Genomic DNA, 15,009 nt, shown 5'->3' on the forward strand with positions numbered 1-15,009 from the left:
TGATGAGCGGAAACCCTCAGCGCATACTCCTTGGCCGCATCGTCTCGGCGCACGGCATCCGCGGAGAGGTCGTCATCGACAGCTTCACGGGCGCGGCCGAGGACATCGCCGCCTACGGGCCTCTCGCTACCGAGGATGGTCGGAACCTCGATATCAAGCTGGTGCGCACGACGCCGAAAGGCGGCGTCATCGCGCGCGTCGCGGGCGTTGCCGACCGCAACGGGGCGGAAGCGCTGCGCGGCACGGCGCTGTACGCTCAACGCGGACAACTGCCCGAGCCGGAGGAAGGCGAGTTCTACTACGAGGATCTTGCCGGCCTGCGCGCCGACAACGAAGCCGGCGAGCGCATCGGCCAGGTCGTGGCGGTGCAGAACTACGGCGCCGGAGATCTTCTAGAGGTGCGGCTCGAGGGCCAACGCGCGACCGAGCTGATTCCGTTCACCGACGCGTTCGTTCCGGTCGTCGACGTGGCGGGCGGGCGCGTCGTCGTGGTGGTGCCGGTATATGACGCCGATGCTGACGACGCCGCTGCCGAGGATGAACCCGACTAGGCCGGCTCGCCCTTGAGGAGGCGTGGGACCTCGCCTGTCAGGCCCGCCGCCTCGCTGACGAAGAACCGCTTCAGCGCCGGGATGCGGTCGACGACGCCGAGCCCCACCTCGCGTACCGAGCGCAGCAGCGGGACATCGCTGGCAAACAACCGGTTGATGCCGTCGAACGTCGCGGCGGAGACGGCCGAGTCGAAGCGCCGCCAGCGTTCGTAGCGCGCGAGGGCCTGCGCGTCGCCCGCCTCGAACCCCAGACGCACCGCGTCGGCGACCACCTCCACCAGCGCGGCGACATCGCGGAATGCCAGATTGAGCCCCTGCCCCGCCAGCGGATGCACGCCGTGCGCCGCGTCGCCGACGAGCGCGAAACGCGGCGCGACGTAGCGGCGGGCGAGATGCAATTGCAGCGGCCACGATTGCCGCGGTCCGTCGAGCGCGATCGCGCCGAGCTTACCGCCGAACCGCTTGTCGATCTCCGCCAGAAAGCCAGCGTCGTCGAGCGCCATGATCCGTTTCGCCTCGCCCGCGTCCTCCGTCCAGGTGATGCAGGCGCGGTTGCCCGTGAGCGGCAGGATGGCGAACGGGCCGTTCGGCAGGAAGTGCTGCACGGCGCGGGCGCCGTGCGGACGCTCGTGGCGGACGGTGGTGACGATGCCCGTCTGCGGGTAGGCCCAGCCGATGACCTTGACGCCGGCGGCGTCGCGCAGCGGCGACTTGCGCCCGTCGGCGGCGACGACCAGTGAGCTGGTGATCGTGCGCCCGTCAGCGAGCGTAATGCGCGCGCCGGTGTCGTCCGCGGTGAAGCCGGTCGCTTCGGCGGGCGCCAGCAGGGCGATCGAAGGATGGTTCTTCGCCTTTGCCTGCAGCGCGGCGGTGAGCGGCCCGACCGGCACGATGTGCGTGGCGGGCTCGCCGGCGGTGGTGGCGTTGTCATAGCTGAGGAGCACCGGACGCACCCCGGAGTCGAGGCTCGTGTCGGTGATGTCGATGCCCTCGACCGGCTGGGCTTCAGGTGCGATCGCCGGCCAGACCCCCATCGCTTCCAGCAGGTGCCGCGACGCCGCCGACAGCGCGAAGGCGCGGGCATCGGCGGGCATGGAAGCCGGCGCGGCGCGATCGATGACGGCGACCCTGAGCTCGGGCCCGAGCGCATCGCTCAGCGCGCCGGCAAGCGCCAGCCCGGCGAAGCTCGCGCCGGAGATTGCGACATCATAGCGGGCGGCTTCTTGCGTCATCTCTCGTCAGGGGATCTAGGCTAATTTGCGAGGCTGAAGAGCGCCTTACGGCGCGCTAACCTACGCCACCCGTGCCCAGCCTGCCACCTCTGAACCGCGAGGCCCGATGCCAGACGACAATCCCGCGCCGCAGAGCGCGCTCGACGCGCTCCTCGCCACGCTCGACCTCGAGCGGTTGGAGGACAACCTGTTCCTGGGCGCGCGGGGCAACGAGGGTTGGCAGCGGGTGTTCGGCGGGCAAGTTCTCGGCCAGGCGCTGATGGCCGCCGCCCGCACCGTCGACGCGGAGCGCTCGGTCCATTCGCTGCACGGCTATTTCCTGCTCGCCGGCGACCCCTCGCGGCCTATCGTCTACGACGTCGAGCGCATCCGCGACGGCGGCAGCTTCACCACGCGCCGCGTGAAGGCGATCCAGCACGGGCGGCCGATCTTCTCGATGAGCAGCTCGTTTCACAAGGCGGAGCCGGGCTTTGACCACCAGTCGGAAATGCCCAAGGTTCCCCAGCCGGAGGAGCTCCCCAACCCCAAGGATCTCATCGCCGGGCTCATCGATGCCCTACCACAGTCGATGCGCAGCTACTGGAGCCGCGAGCGCCCCATCGACATGCGCGTCGTCGACGTGTCGCGCTACCTCACCCGCGACAAGAAGGCCCCCCTGCAACACATTTGGATCAGGGCCAACGGCAAGCTGCCCGACGACCCGGCCATCCACCAGGCGGTGCTTGCCTACGCCTCGGACTTCACGCTGCTCGACACGGCGCTGATTGCCCACGGCAAGCTGTTGTTCGATGCGGACGTACAACTCGCCAGCCTCGACCACGCACTTTGGTACCACCGGCCGTTCCGCGCCGATGAGTGGCTCCTGTATGTGCAGGACAGCCCCAATGCCTACGGAGCGCGGGGCTTTTGTCGGGGCAGCATCTTTACGCAGGAGGGCACGCTGATCGCCTCCGTGGTGCAAGAGGGCCTGATGCGGCAGCGCCGCTCGGCATTCGTGCCCAATTGATGGGCACTCGCCAACAAATGCCCATCAGATAGGCAGATATACGGCGCCCAGCAGGCGGTCGCCTGAATTGTTGGCAGACTTTCTCCAACGAATCCAATTGGTTGTTTAGGCATCGTCAAACTGGCACGGGTCTTGACTCCGTCTTACACGGCAATCGCGCCCGGACCACCGGGGCGGAGCCAAAACGAAGACGAAATGTCGGCCGTCGCAGCGGCGGACGCGTCAGGGGAGAGGGACTGCATGAAGTTGATCACGGCAATCATCAAACCCTTCAAGCTCGAGGAGGTCCGCACCGCGCTGACCGACATCGGCTTGCAGGGAATGACGGTCACGGAAGTGAAGGGCTACGGACGCCAGAAGGGACACACCGAGATCTATCGCGGCGCCGAGTACGCCGTGAGCTTTCTGCCCAAGATCAAGGTGGAGGTGGTCGTTCCGTCGGCCCAAGTCGACAAAGCGTTGGAGGCAATCCAGCGCGCAGCCAAGACCGGCCAGATCGGCGACGGAAAGATTTTCGTCTCTCCAATCGAGCACACCGTTCGCATCCGCACCGGTGAAGCAGACGACAACGCGCTTTAAGCGGGCTTAGTCCGTCAGGACACGGTCCAAGTACTACTGGAAGGGAAGGGGAGTTTCAGGATGAACTTCAACGGACTAAGAAAGCTGGCAGCAACCGCGTCCGCGGCGGCTGCACTCTACGCCGGATCTGCACTTCCGTCGCTGGCACAGGACGCACCGCCGCCGACGCTCAACTCTGGCGACACGGCGTGGATGCTCGCCTCCACCTGTCTCGTGCTCATGATGGCCATCCCCGGCCTGGCACTGTTCTACGGCGGCATGGTCCGCAAGAAGAACGTGCTGTCGGTGCTCATGGCGACGTTCGCCACCATCTGCCTTCTGTCGGTCATCTACATGGTCGTAGGCTACTCGCTGGCCTTCACCACCAACGCCAATGAAGGCTACCAGCCTTACATCGGCGGTCTCGACAAACTCCTCCTCGCCGGCGTCGGCAAGGATAGCCTGACGGGCACGATCCCCGAATTGGTGTTCGTCTGCTTCCAGATGACCTTCGCCATCATCACTCCGGCGCTGATCATCGGCTCGATCGTCGATCGCATGAAGTTCTCGGCCCTCCTGATCTTCATGGCCGCCTGGATGCTTCTCGTTTACATCCCGGTCTGCCACTGGGTGTGGGGCGGCGGCTTCCTCTCGGCCGACGGCGTTCTCGACTTCGCCGGCGGCACGGTCGTTCACATCAACGCCGGTATCGCCGGTCTTGTGGCCGCCCTGGTTCTTGGCCGCCGCACTGGCTACGGCACCGAGAGCATGGCTCCGTTCAACCTCGTTCTGACGCTCATCGGCGCCTCGCTGCTGTGGGTCGGCTGGTTCGGCTTCAACGCCGGCTCGGCTGTCGCTGCCAACTCGACTGCCGGTGTCGCCATGATGACGACGCAGGTTGCCACCGCCATGGCGGCGCTCGCTTGGATGTTCTCCGAGTGGCTCGTCCACGGTAAGCCGAGCCTGCTCGGCATCGCTTCCGGCGCCATCGCCGGTCTCGTTGCCATCACGCCGGCTTGCGGCTTCGTCGATCCGAAGGGCGCGCTGGTCATCGGCGCGGCTGCCGGCGTCGGCTGCTACATCTGCTCCACGGGCGTGAAGAAGATGCTGGGCTACGACGACAGCCTCGACGTCTTCGGCGTCCACGGCGTGGGCGGCATCATCGGCGCCATCCTGACGGGTGTGTTTGCCGCTGAGGCCTACGGCGGCAAGGCCGGTCTGCTCGAGGGCAACTTCGCGCAGGTTCCGATCCAGGTGTACGGCGTCCTCGCCACCGTTGCCTGGTGCGCCATCGCCACCTTCGTCATCCTGATGGTCCTGAAGTTCACGATCGGCATTCGCGTCAGCGAGGCCGCCGAGGTCGAAGGCCTCGACGTCGCGCTGCACGGCGAGTCCGTTCAGTAAGGCTCCTGCAGGCCGCGCGCTCTCACGGCGCGCGGCCTGCGTCTTCTCCCGAGCGTGCGCCTTCCCCTAGGCGCGCTCTAAACTCGGCCCGGTGCTTCGGCATTCCGGGCCGTTTTTTATTTTCTCAGATGATCGCTGCTAAGGGCGCACGCTGACGACGGCGTTGCGCTTCACCGCCTGCAGCAGGCGCTCGAGGTGCGGGCGAGCGAGCGCGACGCATCCTTCCGTCGGCAACATGCCCGGCCGCGCAACGTGCATGAACACGGCGCTGCCGCGACCCTTCACACGCGGACGGTCGTTGTAGCCCATCACGACGACGAGGTCGTAGAGCCCGTCAGCACGCCACATCTCCTCGGCGCTCACCGGATAGGGATGGCGAACGGGGCGGTTGTAGTTGCGATCTTGGGTGGTATCGCACCAGCCGTCGCCCGGGCGCAGCGGCGTGAGGCTCAGCCGCGTCTGCGGCCGGCGCAAGCGGTCCGGCCGATAATAGGCTGACCGCAGTGGAAAATCGCCGGTCGGGGTGGCGCCGTCCCCCTCTCGCTTGCCGGAGCGCCGACCGGTCCGGCCCAGAGCGCACGGGAAGCGCAGGTTGCCGTAGCTGACCACGCCGCGGGTGGCCCCCGCCGATAGGCTTCTCACGACGATTTTAGGGGCCTGCTGGGGGCTGCCACCCTGGGTCTTCATTGGAGGTTCCCGGCGCGCGTGCTATTCGCTTCCCGTCAGATAAAGCCGGCATGGGCCGCGGCCAAGGACTTTGCAGCCTCTCCGGCAGTATCCGAGCGGGAGCAAGATACGAATATGAGCACTGCCCGACGCGTCCTCATCGTCGACGATGATGAGGAGCTGCGCGAAACCCTCAAGGACCAGCTCATCCTTCATGACGAGTTCGAGGTGCAGACCATCGGCACCGCGTCGAAGGGCATGGAGCTCGCCAAATCCGACCACTACGACCTCGTCGTCTTCGACGTGTCGTTGCCCGACATGGACGGACGTGAGGCGGTTCGCCTGTTGCGCAAGTCCGGCTTCAAGACGCCGATCGTCATGCTGACGGGCAACGTGTCCGACGCCGACCAGATCCTCGGCCTCGACGCCGGCGCCAACGATTACGTCACCAAGCCGTTCAAGTTCGCCGTGCTGTTGGCGCGCATCCGCGCGCAGCTGCGTCAGCACGAGCAGAGCGAGGACGCCGTATTCGCGATCGGGCCGTATACGTTCAAGCCGGCCTCCAAGCTGCTCATCAACGACAAGGGCACGAAGATCCGGTTGACTGAAAAGGAAACATCGATCCTCAAGTACCTCTATCGCTCCGGCGACAAGGTCGTGTCGCGCGACACGCTCCTGCACGAGGTGTGGGGCTACAACGCCGGCGTGACGACGCACACGCTCGAGACGCACATCTATCGCTTGCGGCAGAAGATCGAGAAGGACCCCTCGAGCGCCGAGCTGCTGGTGACCGAGACCGGCGGCTATCGGCTGGTGCCCTGAGACTTCTCCACAGCCCAAGTGGACATCATGTGGATGCAGCGCGCCGCTGTTGTGCGCCGGTCCTAGTAGCCTGCTCCGAATCAATTGAAGTTGCCCCAGATTCTGCGCATCCGCCGCGCCGGTCGCGATGTGGATGGCGTGGTGACAAGTCATGCGTTCGGATCAGCCGCTCAACGCAACGGTCGCCATTGGAACTCTTTGCAGGATACCTCGCGGTGCTGCCCCTGTTTCGCGGGCTCACCCCGCTGCAGTTAGCCGGCATCGCCCGCCGCGCAGATCGGGTCTCCTACAGCCCCGGCGCCACCATCATCGAAGAGAACGGGATTGCCGAGGCGGCCATACTCGTCATCAAAGGGACGGCAGCACGGGTGAGCGGACCCGAGCTTGAGGGCCGGTCCGAGCCGGTGATCGCCGGCTCGCTGCTGGGCGAGGCCGGTATGCTGGTGGAGACCACCTACGGCTCCACCGTGGTCGCACGGACGGCGGTGCGGGCGGTACACATCACCCGCGACGCCTTGCACGCCCAAATGCTGGAAGATCCCGATCTGGCCGGCCGGCTGGCTGAGAACCTTGGCCGGCGCTTGGCCGCCTTCGCCGAGGAGCTCCGCAGCGTGGACGCACGCCTCGCGGGTCCCGCGCCGAAACCTATCGCGGCCGAGCCGGAAGCAACTGCAGCCTGAGGCCGGCCTTCCGAACGAAAAAACGCCCAACCCCGGGGGGAGGGGTTGGGCGTCGAGAGCGCTTTCGCGCGTGGTGCCGGGAGGGAAGCCGGCACCCCAGGTGATGTCTTTCGGCTAGACGGGGGGCACTACCGATACAGGGTGACACCACCTGACTGACTTGAGTTAAGCGCAAAGGCCCGAAGTTCAATAGAGCCGGGGGCCGGACTTCACAAAAATGTTACCAGAGCGGCCGGGGTTTTCCCCAGCCTGCTGTTGCCAAGAGTCCGAACAGCCACAGTGGCTGGCGTTCAGGGCATCGTCATCGGGCGCCCGATGGTTTGAATCTTGAACAGCGCCGCATCGAGTTCGCCGCTCTTGGTCAGGTCCGAGACCTGCACCCGGGTGTCCAATCCCTGGGCGTCTTTGGTCACCCATTCCTTGAGTTCAAGGTTGGGCTTCGTCGACAGGAACAGTTTGATTTGACCAGGGGTGTCGGGGTTCTTGTCGACCAGCCCGACGACCAGAAGGTCTTCCGATTCCTGCACTTCCATGATCTTCGCGTCGCGCACGAGGTCGACGTCGGAGCGCAGCAGCAGCCGGAACGGGGTGTCGTCGAGCGCCACCCGGTCCTCGTTGTTGAGGTCCAGATCCTGGATGGAAAGGTAGTGGCCGTCCGACACGACGATCTGCCGCGAGGGCCGCGCATAGTCGAAGCGGAAACGGCCAGGGCGCTTGACGTAGAACTTGCCCTTCATTTTCTTGTTGTCCGCACCCGTCTGCACGAAGTTGCCTTGCAACGTATTGATCTCGCTGAAGTAGCTGGAGACCTTGTGCACGAGCTCGGTCTGGTGGGGATTGAGCGTCATGGCTTCGCCGGGCTTGGCCGGCGCGACTTCTGCGTTCCACGCAGAGCTCGAGCCCGGAGACGGCGGATCACCGGCTTTGGGTGGAGATGCCGGCATCGGTGCCGGCACATTCAGGGGCTTGGCGGCGTCCTCGGCGGCGGCGCCCGCAGGCCCCGTCAGCAGACCAAGGGTTGCCATTGCCGCAACCGCGACTGCTCTCAGCTCCTGCATGGGCCCCCGAGATCTCCCGAATCGTCAGAAATCTTGCCTTTGATAGAATATCCGCGCGCGCGCGTGAACTCCCAGCCAGCGCTCATCGCCGAACAATGCGTCTACATGTTGGCGGGGGTGCCCGTCTAGCCGGCAGCGGCGCGTGCGGCCGCGCCATCGCGGCCGGTGATGAGGATGTCGCGGCGGCCGGTGCTGTTCGCCGGGCCGATCAGGCCCTCGCTCTCCATCCGCTCGATCAGGTCGGCGGCGCGGTTGTAGCCGATCGATAAGCGGCGCTGGATGTAGCTGGTCGACGCCTTGCGGTCGCGCAGCACGATGGCGACGGCCATGTCGTAGAGGTCGTCGTCGCTCGTCGGGCGGCCTTCCGCGGCCGCGCCTTCGGTCGTGGCCGGCGTATCGGTAATGCCGTCGACATAGTGCGGCGTGCCCTGCTGGCGCAGCGCCTCGGTGATGCGCTCGACCTCCTCGTCGGAGACGAACGGTCCGTGGGCGCGGACGATCTGCCCCATGCCGAGCGAGTAGAGCATGTCGCCGTGGCCGAGGAGCTGTTCGGCTCCCTGCTCGTTGAGGATGGTTCGACTGTCGATCTTCGACGCGACCTTGAAACTGATGCGTGCCGGAAAGTTCGCCTTGATCGTGCCGGTGACGATATCGACCGAGGGACGCTGCGTGGCCATGATCAGGTGGATGCCGGCGGCGCGCGCCATCTGCGCCAGGCGCTGCACGGCGCCCTCGATCTCCTTGCCGGCAACGATCATCAGGTCGGCGAACTCGTCGACGACGACGACGATGTACGGCATCGTATCGGCCGGTAGGTCTTGCTGCTCGTAGACGGCTTCGCCGGTGCTCTCGTCGAAGCCGGTCTGCACCGTGCGCGTGAGAAGCTCACCGCGGCTCTGCGCCTTGCGGACGCGCGTGTTAAAGGCCTCGATGTTGCGCACCGACAGGGCGGCCATGCGCTTGTAGCGCTCCTCCATCTCGGCGACGGCCCAGTTGAGCGCCGCGACCGCTTTGTGCGGATCGGTGACGACCGGCGTCAGCAGATGCGGAATGCCGTTATAGACAGACAGCTCCAGCATCTTCGGGTCGATCATCAGCAGGCGGCACTCTTCCGGCGAACGGCGGAAGAGCAATGACAGCACCATCGCGTTGATGCCGACGGACTTGCCCGAGCCGGTGGTGCCGGCAACGAGCAGATGCGGCATGCGCGCGAGGTCGGCCACGATCGGTTCACCGCCGATCGACTTGCCGAGCGCCATCGGCAGCACCGCGTCGGACGTGCGGAATGCATCGGCTTCGAAGATGTCGCGCAGGTAAACGGTCTCGCGCCGCACGTTGGGCAGCTCGATGCCGATCACGTTGCGGCCGGGAACCACGGCGGCGCGCGCCGAGGTGACGCTCAGCGACCGGGCGATGTCTTCGGCGAGCGCCACGACGCGCGATGACTTCGTGCCGCGCGCTGGCTCGAGCTCGAACAGGGTGATGACGGGACCGGGCTTGATCTCGCGCACCTCGCCCTTGATGGAGAAGTCGGCGAGCACTTCCTCGAGAAGGCGCGCCGTGCCGCGCAGAACCGACTGGGTGAAGGTCGGTCCGGCCTTCGAGACCGGCGGCCGGCGCAAAAGGTTGAGAGACGGAGGGCGATAGCTACCGCTGGCACGCACCTGCGCCAGCCCGGCGAACAGGCTGCCGCGCTTCGCCTTGGACTTCGCGGGAGCCGGCTTGTCCTCGTGCTCGAGGGGCAGCTCGACGACTTGCGGTGTTGGCGGGCGCTCCGCGTTGGCGGGTGCGAAGCGGCGAGCGATGGCGCGGCTTTCCGCGTCGGTATCGTTGTCGAAATCGATGTCGCGGCCGCTGGGCAGATCGTCGCGGGCTTCGGCGGCCGCTGGCGTTCCGGCCTTGCGCGCGATCGCTTGCGCGAAGGCGGCCTGGATGACCGGGTTCGGACGCTCGAAGGCGGCGGGGCCAGGAAGGAAGGGTTCGCGGCGCGTCGGCGCGAACGCCGGCTCGCCGTCGGTGGCGTAGCGCGGACGCTGAGCGGCAGCGGCTGCTGCCGCGGCGGGCTCGAAGGCCACGGTCACTTTGGCGAAGTGTTGCGCCAGCCACTCGGGCATCAGCCCACCGCGGCGACGTGAAATGCGCTGGCTGCGCTCGATCAACCGGTTGAGGTCGTCACGCTCCAGGCCGACGCTGTATCCCAGCATCGCGAAGCCGGTGAGGAAGTAGGCAAGGCCGGCGAGCGGCATCGCGTTGCCGGCGCCGACGACATCGAAGACCGTGGCGGTGAGCTTGTAGACCCAGTCGCCGACGATGCCGCCGAAGCTGTGCCCGAACGGCCAGCCGGGCGACAGCGGCAGCGCGGCAAAGCCGGCGGCGAGCAGCAGCACGGCGAGCGGGAATAGGCTGGTCTTCTTCCGATTGGCGGAGACGCGCTCGGTGAGCATCAGCTCGAGCCCCCAGAACATCGGGGCGAGCAGCAGGAACACGCCGGCAAATCCGAGGGTGTTGAGGAGTACGTCGGCGAAGATGGCGCCCAGCGAACCCAGTGCGTTCGTCGCGGCGCCGTCGGCGGCGTGCGTCAGGCTGGGGTCGGATTGGGACCAGGTGAGGAGGCTAGCCCAGGCTGCAGCGACGCAAGCCAGGACAAGCAGCCCTCCGGCGCGGATCAGCCATCCGATCAGCCTTTCTTCCAACGCAGGCGGAAGCAGGCGTCTCGGGTCTTGCGACTCGAGCGGCATTTCGAACGTACTCTGTTACGCAAATACTACTACTAATCGTTCGAGCGCCTCTCCGACGGTCGCCGCGTCGCGGACCAAAGCCAGGCGCAGGTAGTTCGCTCCCGGATTGGTCCCATCGCGTCCGACTTGCGCCAGGAAGGCACCGGGTAGAACCTTGACACCTGCGCGTTGCCATAAGGTTACTGTTGCCTGAGCGGCGCCCCCAAAGTTGCTTACATCGAGCCACAGGAAGAACCCGCCGGCCGGTCGGCGGTAACCGTATTTGTTGCCGAGGACGAAGTCGCAGACCTCGTATTTTTGCCGGTAGGCGGCGCGGTTCGCCTCGACGTGCGTCTCGTCCGCCCACACTGCCGCCGACGCATGCTGGGTGGGACCCGGCATCTGCGGGGCGACCATGTTGCGCAGTTCGGCGAACGTCTCGATGAAGCCTGGGTCGCCGGCACAGAATCCCGAGCGCAAGCCGGGCAGGTTCGAGCGCTTCGACAGCGAGTTGAAGACGACGAGATTGGCAAAGCGATCCGGCGTTGTGGCGGCGACCTGCAGGGCGCCCGGCGGTGGCGCGGCCGAGTAGATTTCCGAATAGCACTCGTCGAAGAACAGCAGGAAGTCGTAGGTGCGCGCGAGCTCGAGCGCGCGGGCGATGTAAGCGGCGCTCGCCACTGCGCCCTGCGGGTTCGCCGGCGAGCAAAGGTAGAGTGCCACGGTGCGTTCGAGCAGCGGCCTGTCCTGCGCGAGCTCTTCGAGATCGGGCAGATGGCCGGTCGCCGCCGTGGCGTTGAGATAGACGGGCTCGGCGTTGGCGGCGAGCGCGCCGCCGATGTAGGCGCTGTAGTACGGATTGCACATCAGGATGGCCGGCTGACCGCGCACCTGCTTGCGGCCGGCGGCGGGTAGCGCCGCAAGGAAAAGCCCTTCGCGCGAGCCATTTATGGGCAAAACTTCGCGCTCGGGGTCCGGCGCCGCAGCACTTCCGTAGCGGCGCGCGGCCCAACCGGAAATCGCCTCACGCAGCTCCGTCGTGCCGCGGATGGGCGGATAGTTCGCATAGCTCGACGCTGCCTCGACGAGCCTGTCGACGACGAACGGCGGCATGGGCTCGCGTGGTTCGCCGATCGTCAGATCGATCGCCTCCGCATGACCTGCCGGCGTCGCGCCCAAGAGCTTGCGCAACTGCGTGAACGGCGACAGCACGGCGCCGCTGGTAAGCGCCGCGAGACCTGATGACGTAGTGCCGACGTGCGAGGACATGGGCGGACCCTGAAGCATCGCTGCCCGACGCCAAGCAGCCCGCAGCCAAATACCGGCGGCGGGATGCAGCGTCTACAGGCAGAGATCTACAGTCTCGCGGCGTGCCAGCCGAGTTTGCGGCCCACGTTCGTCGCTAGGGTGCGCGGTCTGATCAGGCGTGGGTGGCGGAATGCCCGGCAGAGACCACGGGGATGTTGCTGCCGAGGCGGAGCGAGCCGGTGCAGCCCGTTACGGCAACTGCTAGGGCGCCCAAAAGGACGGCGACGAGAACTCGGTACATACGCATCTCCGAACACGAATTAGACAGCCAGGGGCCTGTCCCGGAGGGTGAATTCTTTTGGTTAAGAAAAGGTGGACGATTGGCCAGTTCGGCGCGGATTGGCGGGCGGGGCAGGATGCAGGTCTCGGATAAGGCCTGGAAATCCCCGTCACCGGTGGCCTGCCTTATGATCCCGGCAGCCCCGGAGCCTCACGCCCTTGCCCCTCTCCGACTACGCCCGCTGCCTGCTTTCGATCGCCGAGACGGTCCATTGCTGGCTCACCACGCTCGCCGGCCTGGACGAGGTGCGCCGGACGCGGGTTGCCGGCTACGCGGAAAAGATCGCGGCGACCCTAGAGCGGGCCGGGGAAGCCCTGCGCCATCTAGAGGCCGCACCGAGCGACCGCAGAGCCTGCGCGCAAGCGGTCCGTGAGCTTGGCCGCATCAGCGGCTACATCGAGACGATGGTCGGCGCGCTGGAGCATCACCTTGACGGGCGCAAGCTGGCGGGGGTTAAAAGGCGCCTAGAGCTGCTTCGGCCGGGCGAGCTGCACAAAAGCGTGGTTGCCGGCCACAAGCCCATCCACCTGGATCGCCTGGCCTCGGCCGAGGGTTATTTCCGTGCCCTCGCGGACGGCCTCAGAATGTGAAGGCGCTGAAAGAGCGAGAGCATGGACAAGTTCACCACCCTCACCGGAGTCGCCGCGCCGCTGCCGTTGCGCAACATCGACACGGACATGATCATCCCCAAGCAGTTCCTGAAGACGATCAAGCGCACCGGGCTCGGCAAGAGCCTGTTCTACGAGATGCGCTATGACGAGCAGGGCAAGGAGGTATCGGACTTCGTGCTCAATCAGCCGGCCTATCGCAAGGCGACGATCCTCGTCACCGGCGAGAACTTCGGCTGCGGCTCCTCGCGCGAGCACGCGCCGTGGTCGCTCCTCGACTTCGGCATTCGCTGCATCATCGCGCCGGACTTCGCCGACATCTTCTACAACAACTGCTTCCAGAACGGCATTCTGCCGATCAAGCTGCCGCAGGCAGAGGTCGACAAGCTGATGGACGACGCCGGCCGCGGCGCAAATGCGACCCTCACGGTCGATCTGGAAAGCCAAGAGATCCGCGGCCCCGACGGCGGCGTGATCAAGTTCGACATCGACCCGTTCCGCAAGCATTGCCTGCTCAACGGGCTCGACGCCATCGGCCTGACGCTCGAGAAGAAGCAATCGATCGAGAAGTTCGAGCAATCGGCGGCCACGGCGCGCCCGTGGCTGTAAGACGACTTTCGAAGGCAAATCAAAAAATAAGCCAGGGAGGACAGCGGCACCATGGCCAAGCCGATCCATATGATGGTGCGTGTGAACGAGGAGGCGCGCAGCGTCGACTTCTATCGCAAGGCATTCGGTCTGGAGATTTCCGAGCGCGTCGACTTCCCGGACTTCACGCTGATCTACATGAAGGGCGCGCAATCGCCGTTCGAGGTGGAGCTCACCGTCAACAAAGGACGCGCCGAGCCCTACTCACTGGGCGACGGCTACGGGCACATGGCGTTTGTCGTCGATGACCTCGCCGCCGAGCACGCGCGCATGAAGTCTGTCGGGTTGGCGCCGAAGGACATCAAGCAGATGGCGCACGACGGCAAGCCGTTCGGCACCTTCTTTTTCATCGAGGATCCCGACGGCTATAAGATCGAGGTCCTGCAGCGCGGCGGCCGCTTCCAGTAAAAAAGCAAAGAGCCCGCGCAACGTGCGGGCTCTTTAATTTCGCGACGCAGTCCTGGCCTTACCAGTCGTAGTTCGACGAGTACTTCGGCGAGCGCAGCGACTTCGGAACTTTCTGCGGCCACTGCGCACCGAGATTGCGCAGGTAGGACGCCTCGCCCGGATCGCACCAGATGTTGCCGTAGAAGCCGAACGGACCATTGTACGGCTTGCAGTCGCTCCGCGGTGCGCGGTACGACCGGCCGGCTTCCGCCGACTGAGTGCCGACGACCGGCAGGATTGCTCCGGCCAGCAGCGCGGCGATGACAAGAGCACGCATATTCCCCTCCGACACCTGAACCTCATGCCGGATTTCCCGGCTGCCTTAAGGTTACCCGTCGGGGGTTGCTTTCACGCTTGGTGGGGCATGCGTGTTTGAAGCGAAATTCCGTCAAATTGCATGCATTTGCATCGAATGTGCATGCGCCTCATGAACCGGTGCATGAACCTTCATTTCACGCCGATTTCACGTCGGGCCCGACGCGAGTCTGGGCGAGGGCGCCGGCGAGCACTTGGGAGACCTCGCGGCGCTCGTCGTCGGTGAGGAAGCGGCCGAACGCGAACTCGCGGCCGTGGGAGGTGAGCCGCAGGTCGTTGCGCCCTTGCGGTCCCTCGGCGAGGCGGACGCGCACCCAATAGGGATTGAAGTCGAAGCTCTCCCGGTCGCCCGAGGGATGCACGCGCGTGACCGTCAGCGTCTCGCGCGTCAGCTCGACGGTTTCATAGAGGCGCCCCGACCTGTAGTTGAGCCTGAACGCGACGTAGACCAGCGCGGCGTCGAGGCCGAAGAATCCCATGACCGGCCAGGCGCCCATCATCAGGAACACCATCCCGGTGACGAAGCTGACGCCGCCGACGGCGGACATGAGGATCAGAAAGCCGGTCGGTCCCAGCGAGCGATGCGGATAGAGCACGACGCGAAACGGCCGGGGCGCATTCGAGGGCGCATCGGACGCAATGTCATGCGCAGCGGAATCCGGAGGGGGCGCGATCGGCGCTTGTTTTGGCTCCTGGTTTTCGCTCATGT

The 15,009-nt window shown here is 65.9% G+C and carries 17 protein-coding genes; 9 read left to right on the forward strand and 8 right to left on the reverse strand.

Annotated elements, in window-relative coordinates:
* The first annotated feature begins 2 nt into the window (after positions 1-2).
* Positions 3-551: a ribosome maturation factor RimM gene (gene rimM, locus GIW81_RS11745; RefSeq protein WP_154739357.1), complete on the forward strand. Its 549-nt coding sequence runs from the start codon at positions 3-5 to the stop codon at positions 549-551.
* On the opposite strand, the gene GIW81_RS11750 is transcribed toward rimM, so the two are convergent.
* Positions 548-1,783: an FAD-dependent monooxygenase gene (locus tag GIW81_RS11750; RefSeq protein WP_154739358.1), complete on the reverse strand. Its 1,236-nt coding sequence runs from the start codon at positions 1,781-1,783 to the stop codon at positions 548-550. The two genes, rimM and GIW81_RS11750, sit on opposite strands and share 4 nt — an antisense overlap.
* A 106-nt stretch (positions 1,784-1,889) precedes the next feature.
* On the opposite strand from GIW81_RS11750, the gene tesB reads away from it, so the two are divergent.
* The 3 genes from tesB to GIW81_RS11765 all read left to right on the forward strand — a co-directional run bounded on the left by tesB (position 1,890) and on the right by GIW81_RS11765 (position 4,751).
* Positions 1,890-2,789, forward strand: coding sequence for an acyl-CoA thioesterase II (tesB, locus tag GIW81_RS11755; protein ID WP_154739359.1), 900 nt, complete (start codon positions 1,890-1,892; stop codon positions 2,787-2,789).
* A gap of 240 nt (positions 2,790-3,029) precedes the next feature.
* Entirely contained in the window at positions 3,030-3,368 is a 339-nt protein-coding gene (locus GIW81_RS11760) for a P-II family nitrogen regulator (protein ID WP_154739360.1), read from the forward strand.
* A 60-nt stretch (positions 3,369-3,428) separates the two neighbouring features.
* The gene (locus GIW81_RS11765) at positions 3,429-4,751 is read left to right on the forward strand and encodes an ammonium transporter (RefSeq protein ID WP_154739361.1); all 1,323 of its coding nucleotides are present in this window, start codon (positions 3,429-3,431) and stop codon (positions 4,749-4,751) included.
* Between the two features lie 138 nt (positions 4,752-4,889).
* Here the strand turns inward: GIW81_RS11765 and GIW81_RS11770 are convergent, their stop codons facing one another.
* A complete protein-coding gene (locus GIW81_RS11770) occupies positions 4,890-5,438 on the reverse strand; it encodes a L,D-transpeptidase family protein (protein ID WP_154739362.1) in 549 nt (182 codons plus the stop codon).
* A 114-nt stretch (positions 5,439-5,552) separates the two neighbouring features.
* Between GIW81_RS11770 and GIW81_RS11775 the strand changes: the two genes are divergently transcribed.
* The gene (locus GIW81_RS11775; protein ID WP_154739363.1) at positions 5,553-6,239 is read left to right on the forward strand and encodes a response regulator transcription factor; all 687 of its coding nucleotides are present in this window, start codon (positions 5,553-5,555) and stop codon (positions 6,237-6,239) included.
* Between the two features lie 215 nt (positions 6,240-6,454).
* The gene (locus GIW81_RS18855) at positions 6,455-6,919 is read left to right on the forward strand and encodes a Crp/Fnr family transcriptional regulator (RefSeq protein ID WP_195930519.1); all 465 of its coding nucleotides are present in this window, start codon (positions 6,455-6,457) and stop codon (positions 6,917-6,919) included.
* 290 nt (positions 6,920-7,209) lie between these two features.
* On the opposite strand, the gene GIW81_RS11785 is transcribed toward GIW81_RS18855, so the two are convergent.
* The 4 genes from GIW81_RS11785 to GIW81_RS19245 form a co-directional block, all read right to left on the reverse strand.
* Positions 7,210-7,977 (reverse strand): LolA family protein, encoded by a 768-nt coding sequence (locus GIW81_RS11785; protein ID WP_229309151.1) that lies wholly within the window; start codon positions 7,975-7,977, stop codon positions 7,210-7,212.
* Between the two features lie 125 nt (positions 7,978-8,102).
* A complete protein-coding gene (locus tag GIW81_RS11790) occupies positions 8,103-10,715 on the reverse strand; it encodes an FtsK/SpoIIIE family DNA translocase (RefSeq protein WP_154739365.1) in 2,613 nt (870 codons plus the stop codon).
* A gap of 15 nt (positions 10,716-10,730) precedes the next feature.
* Positions 10,731-11,963 carry an aminotransferase class I/II-fold pyridoxal phosphate-dependent enzyme gene (locus GIW81_RS11795; RefSeq protein WP_154739366.1) on the reverse strand — a complete coding sequence of 411 codons (1,233 nt, stop codon included), beginning with the start codon at positions 11,961-11,963 and terminating at the stop codon, positions 10,731-10,733.
* Positions 11,964-12,114: 151 nt separating this feature from the next.
* Positions 12,115-12,243 carry a hypothetical protein gene (locus tag GIW81_RS19245; protein ID WP_267873820.1) on the reverse strand — a complete coding sequence of 43 codons (129 nt, stop codon included), beginning with the start codon at positions 12,241-12,243 and terminating at the stop codon, positions 12,115-12,117.
* A gap of 197 nt (positions 12,244-12,440) precedes the next feature.
* On the opposite strand from GIW81_RS19245, the gene GIW81_RS11800 reads away from it, so the two are divergent.
* From GIW81_RS11800 to GIW81_RS11810, 3 genes are read left to right on the forward strand one after another with little or no spacing between them, the layout of a single operon-like run.
* Complete coding sequence (locus GIW81_RS11800; protein WP_154739367.1) at positions 12,441-12,872, forward strand: hypothetical protein; 432 nt, start codon at positions 12,441-12,443, stop codon at positions 12,870-12,872.
* 21 nt (positions 12,873-12,893) lie between these two features.
* A complete protein-coding gene (leuD, locus tag GIW81_RS11805; protein WP_154739368.1) occupies positions 12,894-13,499 on the forward strand; it encodes a 3-isopropylmalate dehydratase small subunit in 606 nt (201 codons plus the stop codon).
* Between the two features lie 51 nt (positions 13,500-13,550).
* Positions 13,551-13,946, forward strand: a complete 396-nt coding sequence (locus tag GIW81_RS11810; RefSeq protein WP_154739369.1) for a VOC family protein — start codon at positions 13,551-13,553, stop codon at positions 13,944-13,946.
* 58 nt (positions 13,947-14,004) lie between these two features.
* Here the strand turns inward: GIW81_RS11810 and GIW81_RS11815 are convergent, their stop codons facing one another.
* Both GIW81_RS11815 and GIW81_RS11820 read right to left on the reverse strand, forming a co-directional pair.
* Positions 14,005-14,262 (reverse strand): hypothetical protein, encoded by a 258-nt coding sequence (locus GIW81_RS11815; protein WP_154739370.1) that lies wholly within the window; start codon positions 14,260-14,262, stop codon positions 14,005-14,007.
* A 175-nt stretch (positions 14,263-14,437) separates the two neighbouring features.
* Positions 14,438-15,007, reverse strand: a complete 570-nt coding sequence (locus GIW81_RS11820; protein WP_154739371.1) for a DUF2244 domain-containing protein — start codon at positions 15,005-15,007, stop codon at positions 14,438-14,440.
* Positions 15,008-15,009 lie beyond the last annotated feature (2 nt).

The organism is Hyphomicrobium album (genome assembly GCF_009708035.1).
GTDB lineage: Bacteria > Pseudomonadota > Alphaproteobacteria > Rhizobiales > Hyphomicrobiaceae > Hyphomicrobium_A > Hyphomicrobium_A album.

Bases quoted from the DNA above. Each gene is read 5' to 3' on its own strand.
- leuD (WP_154739368.1), top strand. From the start codon at position 12,894: ATGGACAAGTTCACCACCCTCACCGGAGTCGCCGCGCCGCTGCCGTTG.
- GIW81_RS11815 (WP_154739370.1), bottom strand. From the start codon at position 14,262: ATGCGTGCTCTTGTCATCGCCGCGCTGCTGGCCGGAGCAATCCTGCCG.
- rimM (WP_154739357.1), top strand. From the start codon at position 3: ATGAGCGGAAACCCTCAGCGCATACTCCTTGGCCGCATCGTCTCGGCG.
- GIW81_RS11820 (WP_154739371.1), bottom strand. From the start codon at position 15,007: ATGAGCGAAAACCAGGAGCCAAAACAAGCGCCGATCGCGCCCCCTCCG.
- tesB (WP_154739359.1), top strand. From the start codon at position 1,890: ATGCCAGACGACAATCCCGCGCCGCAGAGCGCGCTCGACGCGCTCCTC.
- GIW81_RS11775 (WP_154739363.1), top strand. From the start codon at position 5,553: ATGAGCACTGCCCGACGCGTCCTCATCGTCGACGATGATGAGGAGCTG.
- GIW81_RS19245 (WP_267873820.1), bottom strand. From the start codon at position 12,243: ATGTACCGAGTTCTCGTCGCCGTCCTTTTGGGCGCCCTAGCAGTTGCC.
- GIW81_RS11795 (WP_154739366.1), bottom strand. From the start codon at position 11,963: ATGTCCTCGCACGTCGGCACTACGTCATCAGGTCTCGCGGCGCTTACC.
- GIW81_RS11770 (WP_154739362.1), bottom strand. From the start codon at position 5,438: ATGAAGACCCAGGGTGGCAGCCCCCAGCAGGCCCCTAAAATCGTCGTG.
- GIW81_RS11785 (WP_229309151.1), bottom strand. From the start codon at position 7,977: ATGCAGGAGCTGAGAGCAGTCGCGGTTGCGGCAATGGCAACCCTTGGT.
- GIW81_RS11810 (WP_154739369.1), top strand. From the start codon at position 13,551: ATGGCCAAGCCGATCCATATGATGGTGCGTGTGAACGAGGAGGCGCGC.
- GIW81_RS11750 (WP_154739358.1), bottom strand. From the start codon at position 1,783: ATGACGCAAGAAGCCGCCCGCTATGATGTCGCAATCTCCGGCGCGAGC.
- GIW81_RS11790 (WP_154739365.1), bottom strand. From the start codon at position 10,715: ATGCCGCTCGAGTCGCAAGACCCGAGACGCCTGCTTCCGCCTGCGTTG.
- GIW81_RS11765 (WP_154739361.1), top strand. From the start codon at position 3,429: ATGAACTTCAACGGACTAAGAAAGCTGGCAGCAACCGCGTCCGCGGCG.
- GIW81_RS11760 (WP_154739360.1), top strand. From the start codon at position 3,030: ATGAAGTTGATCACGGCAATCATCAAACCCTTCAAGCTCGAGGAGGTC.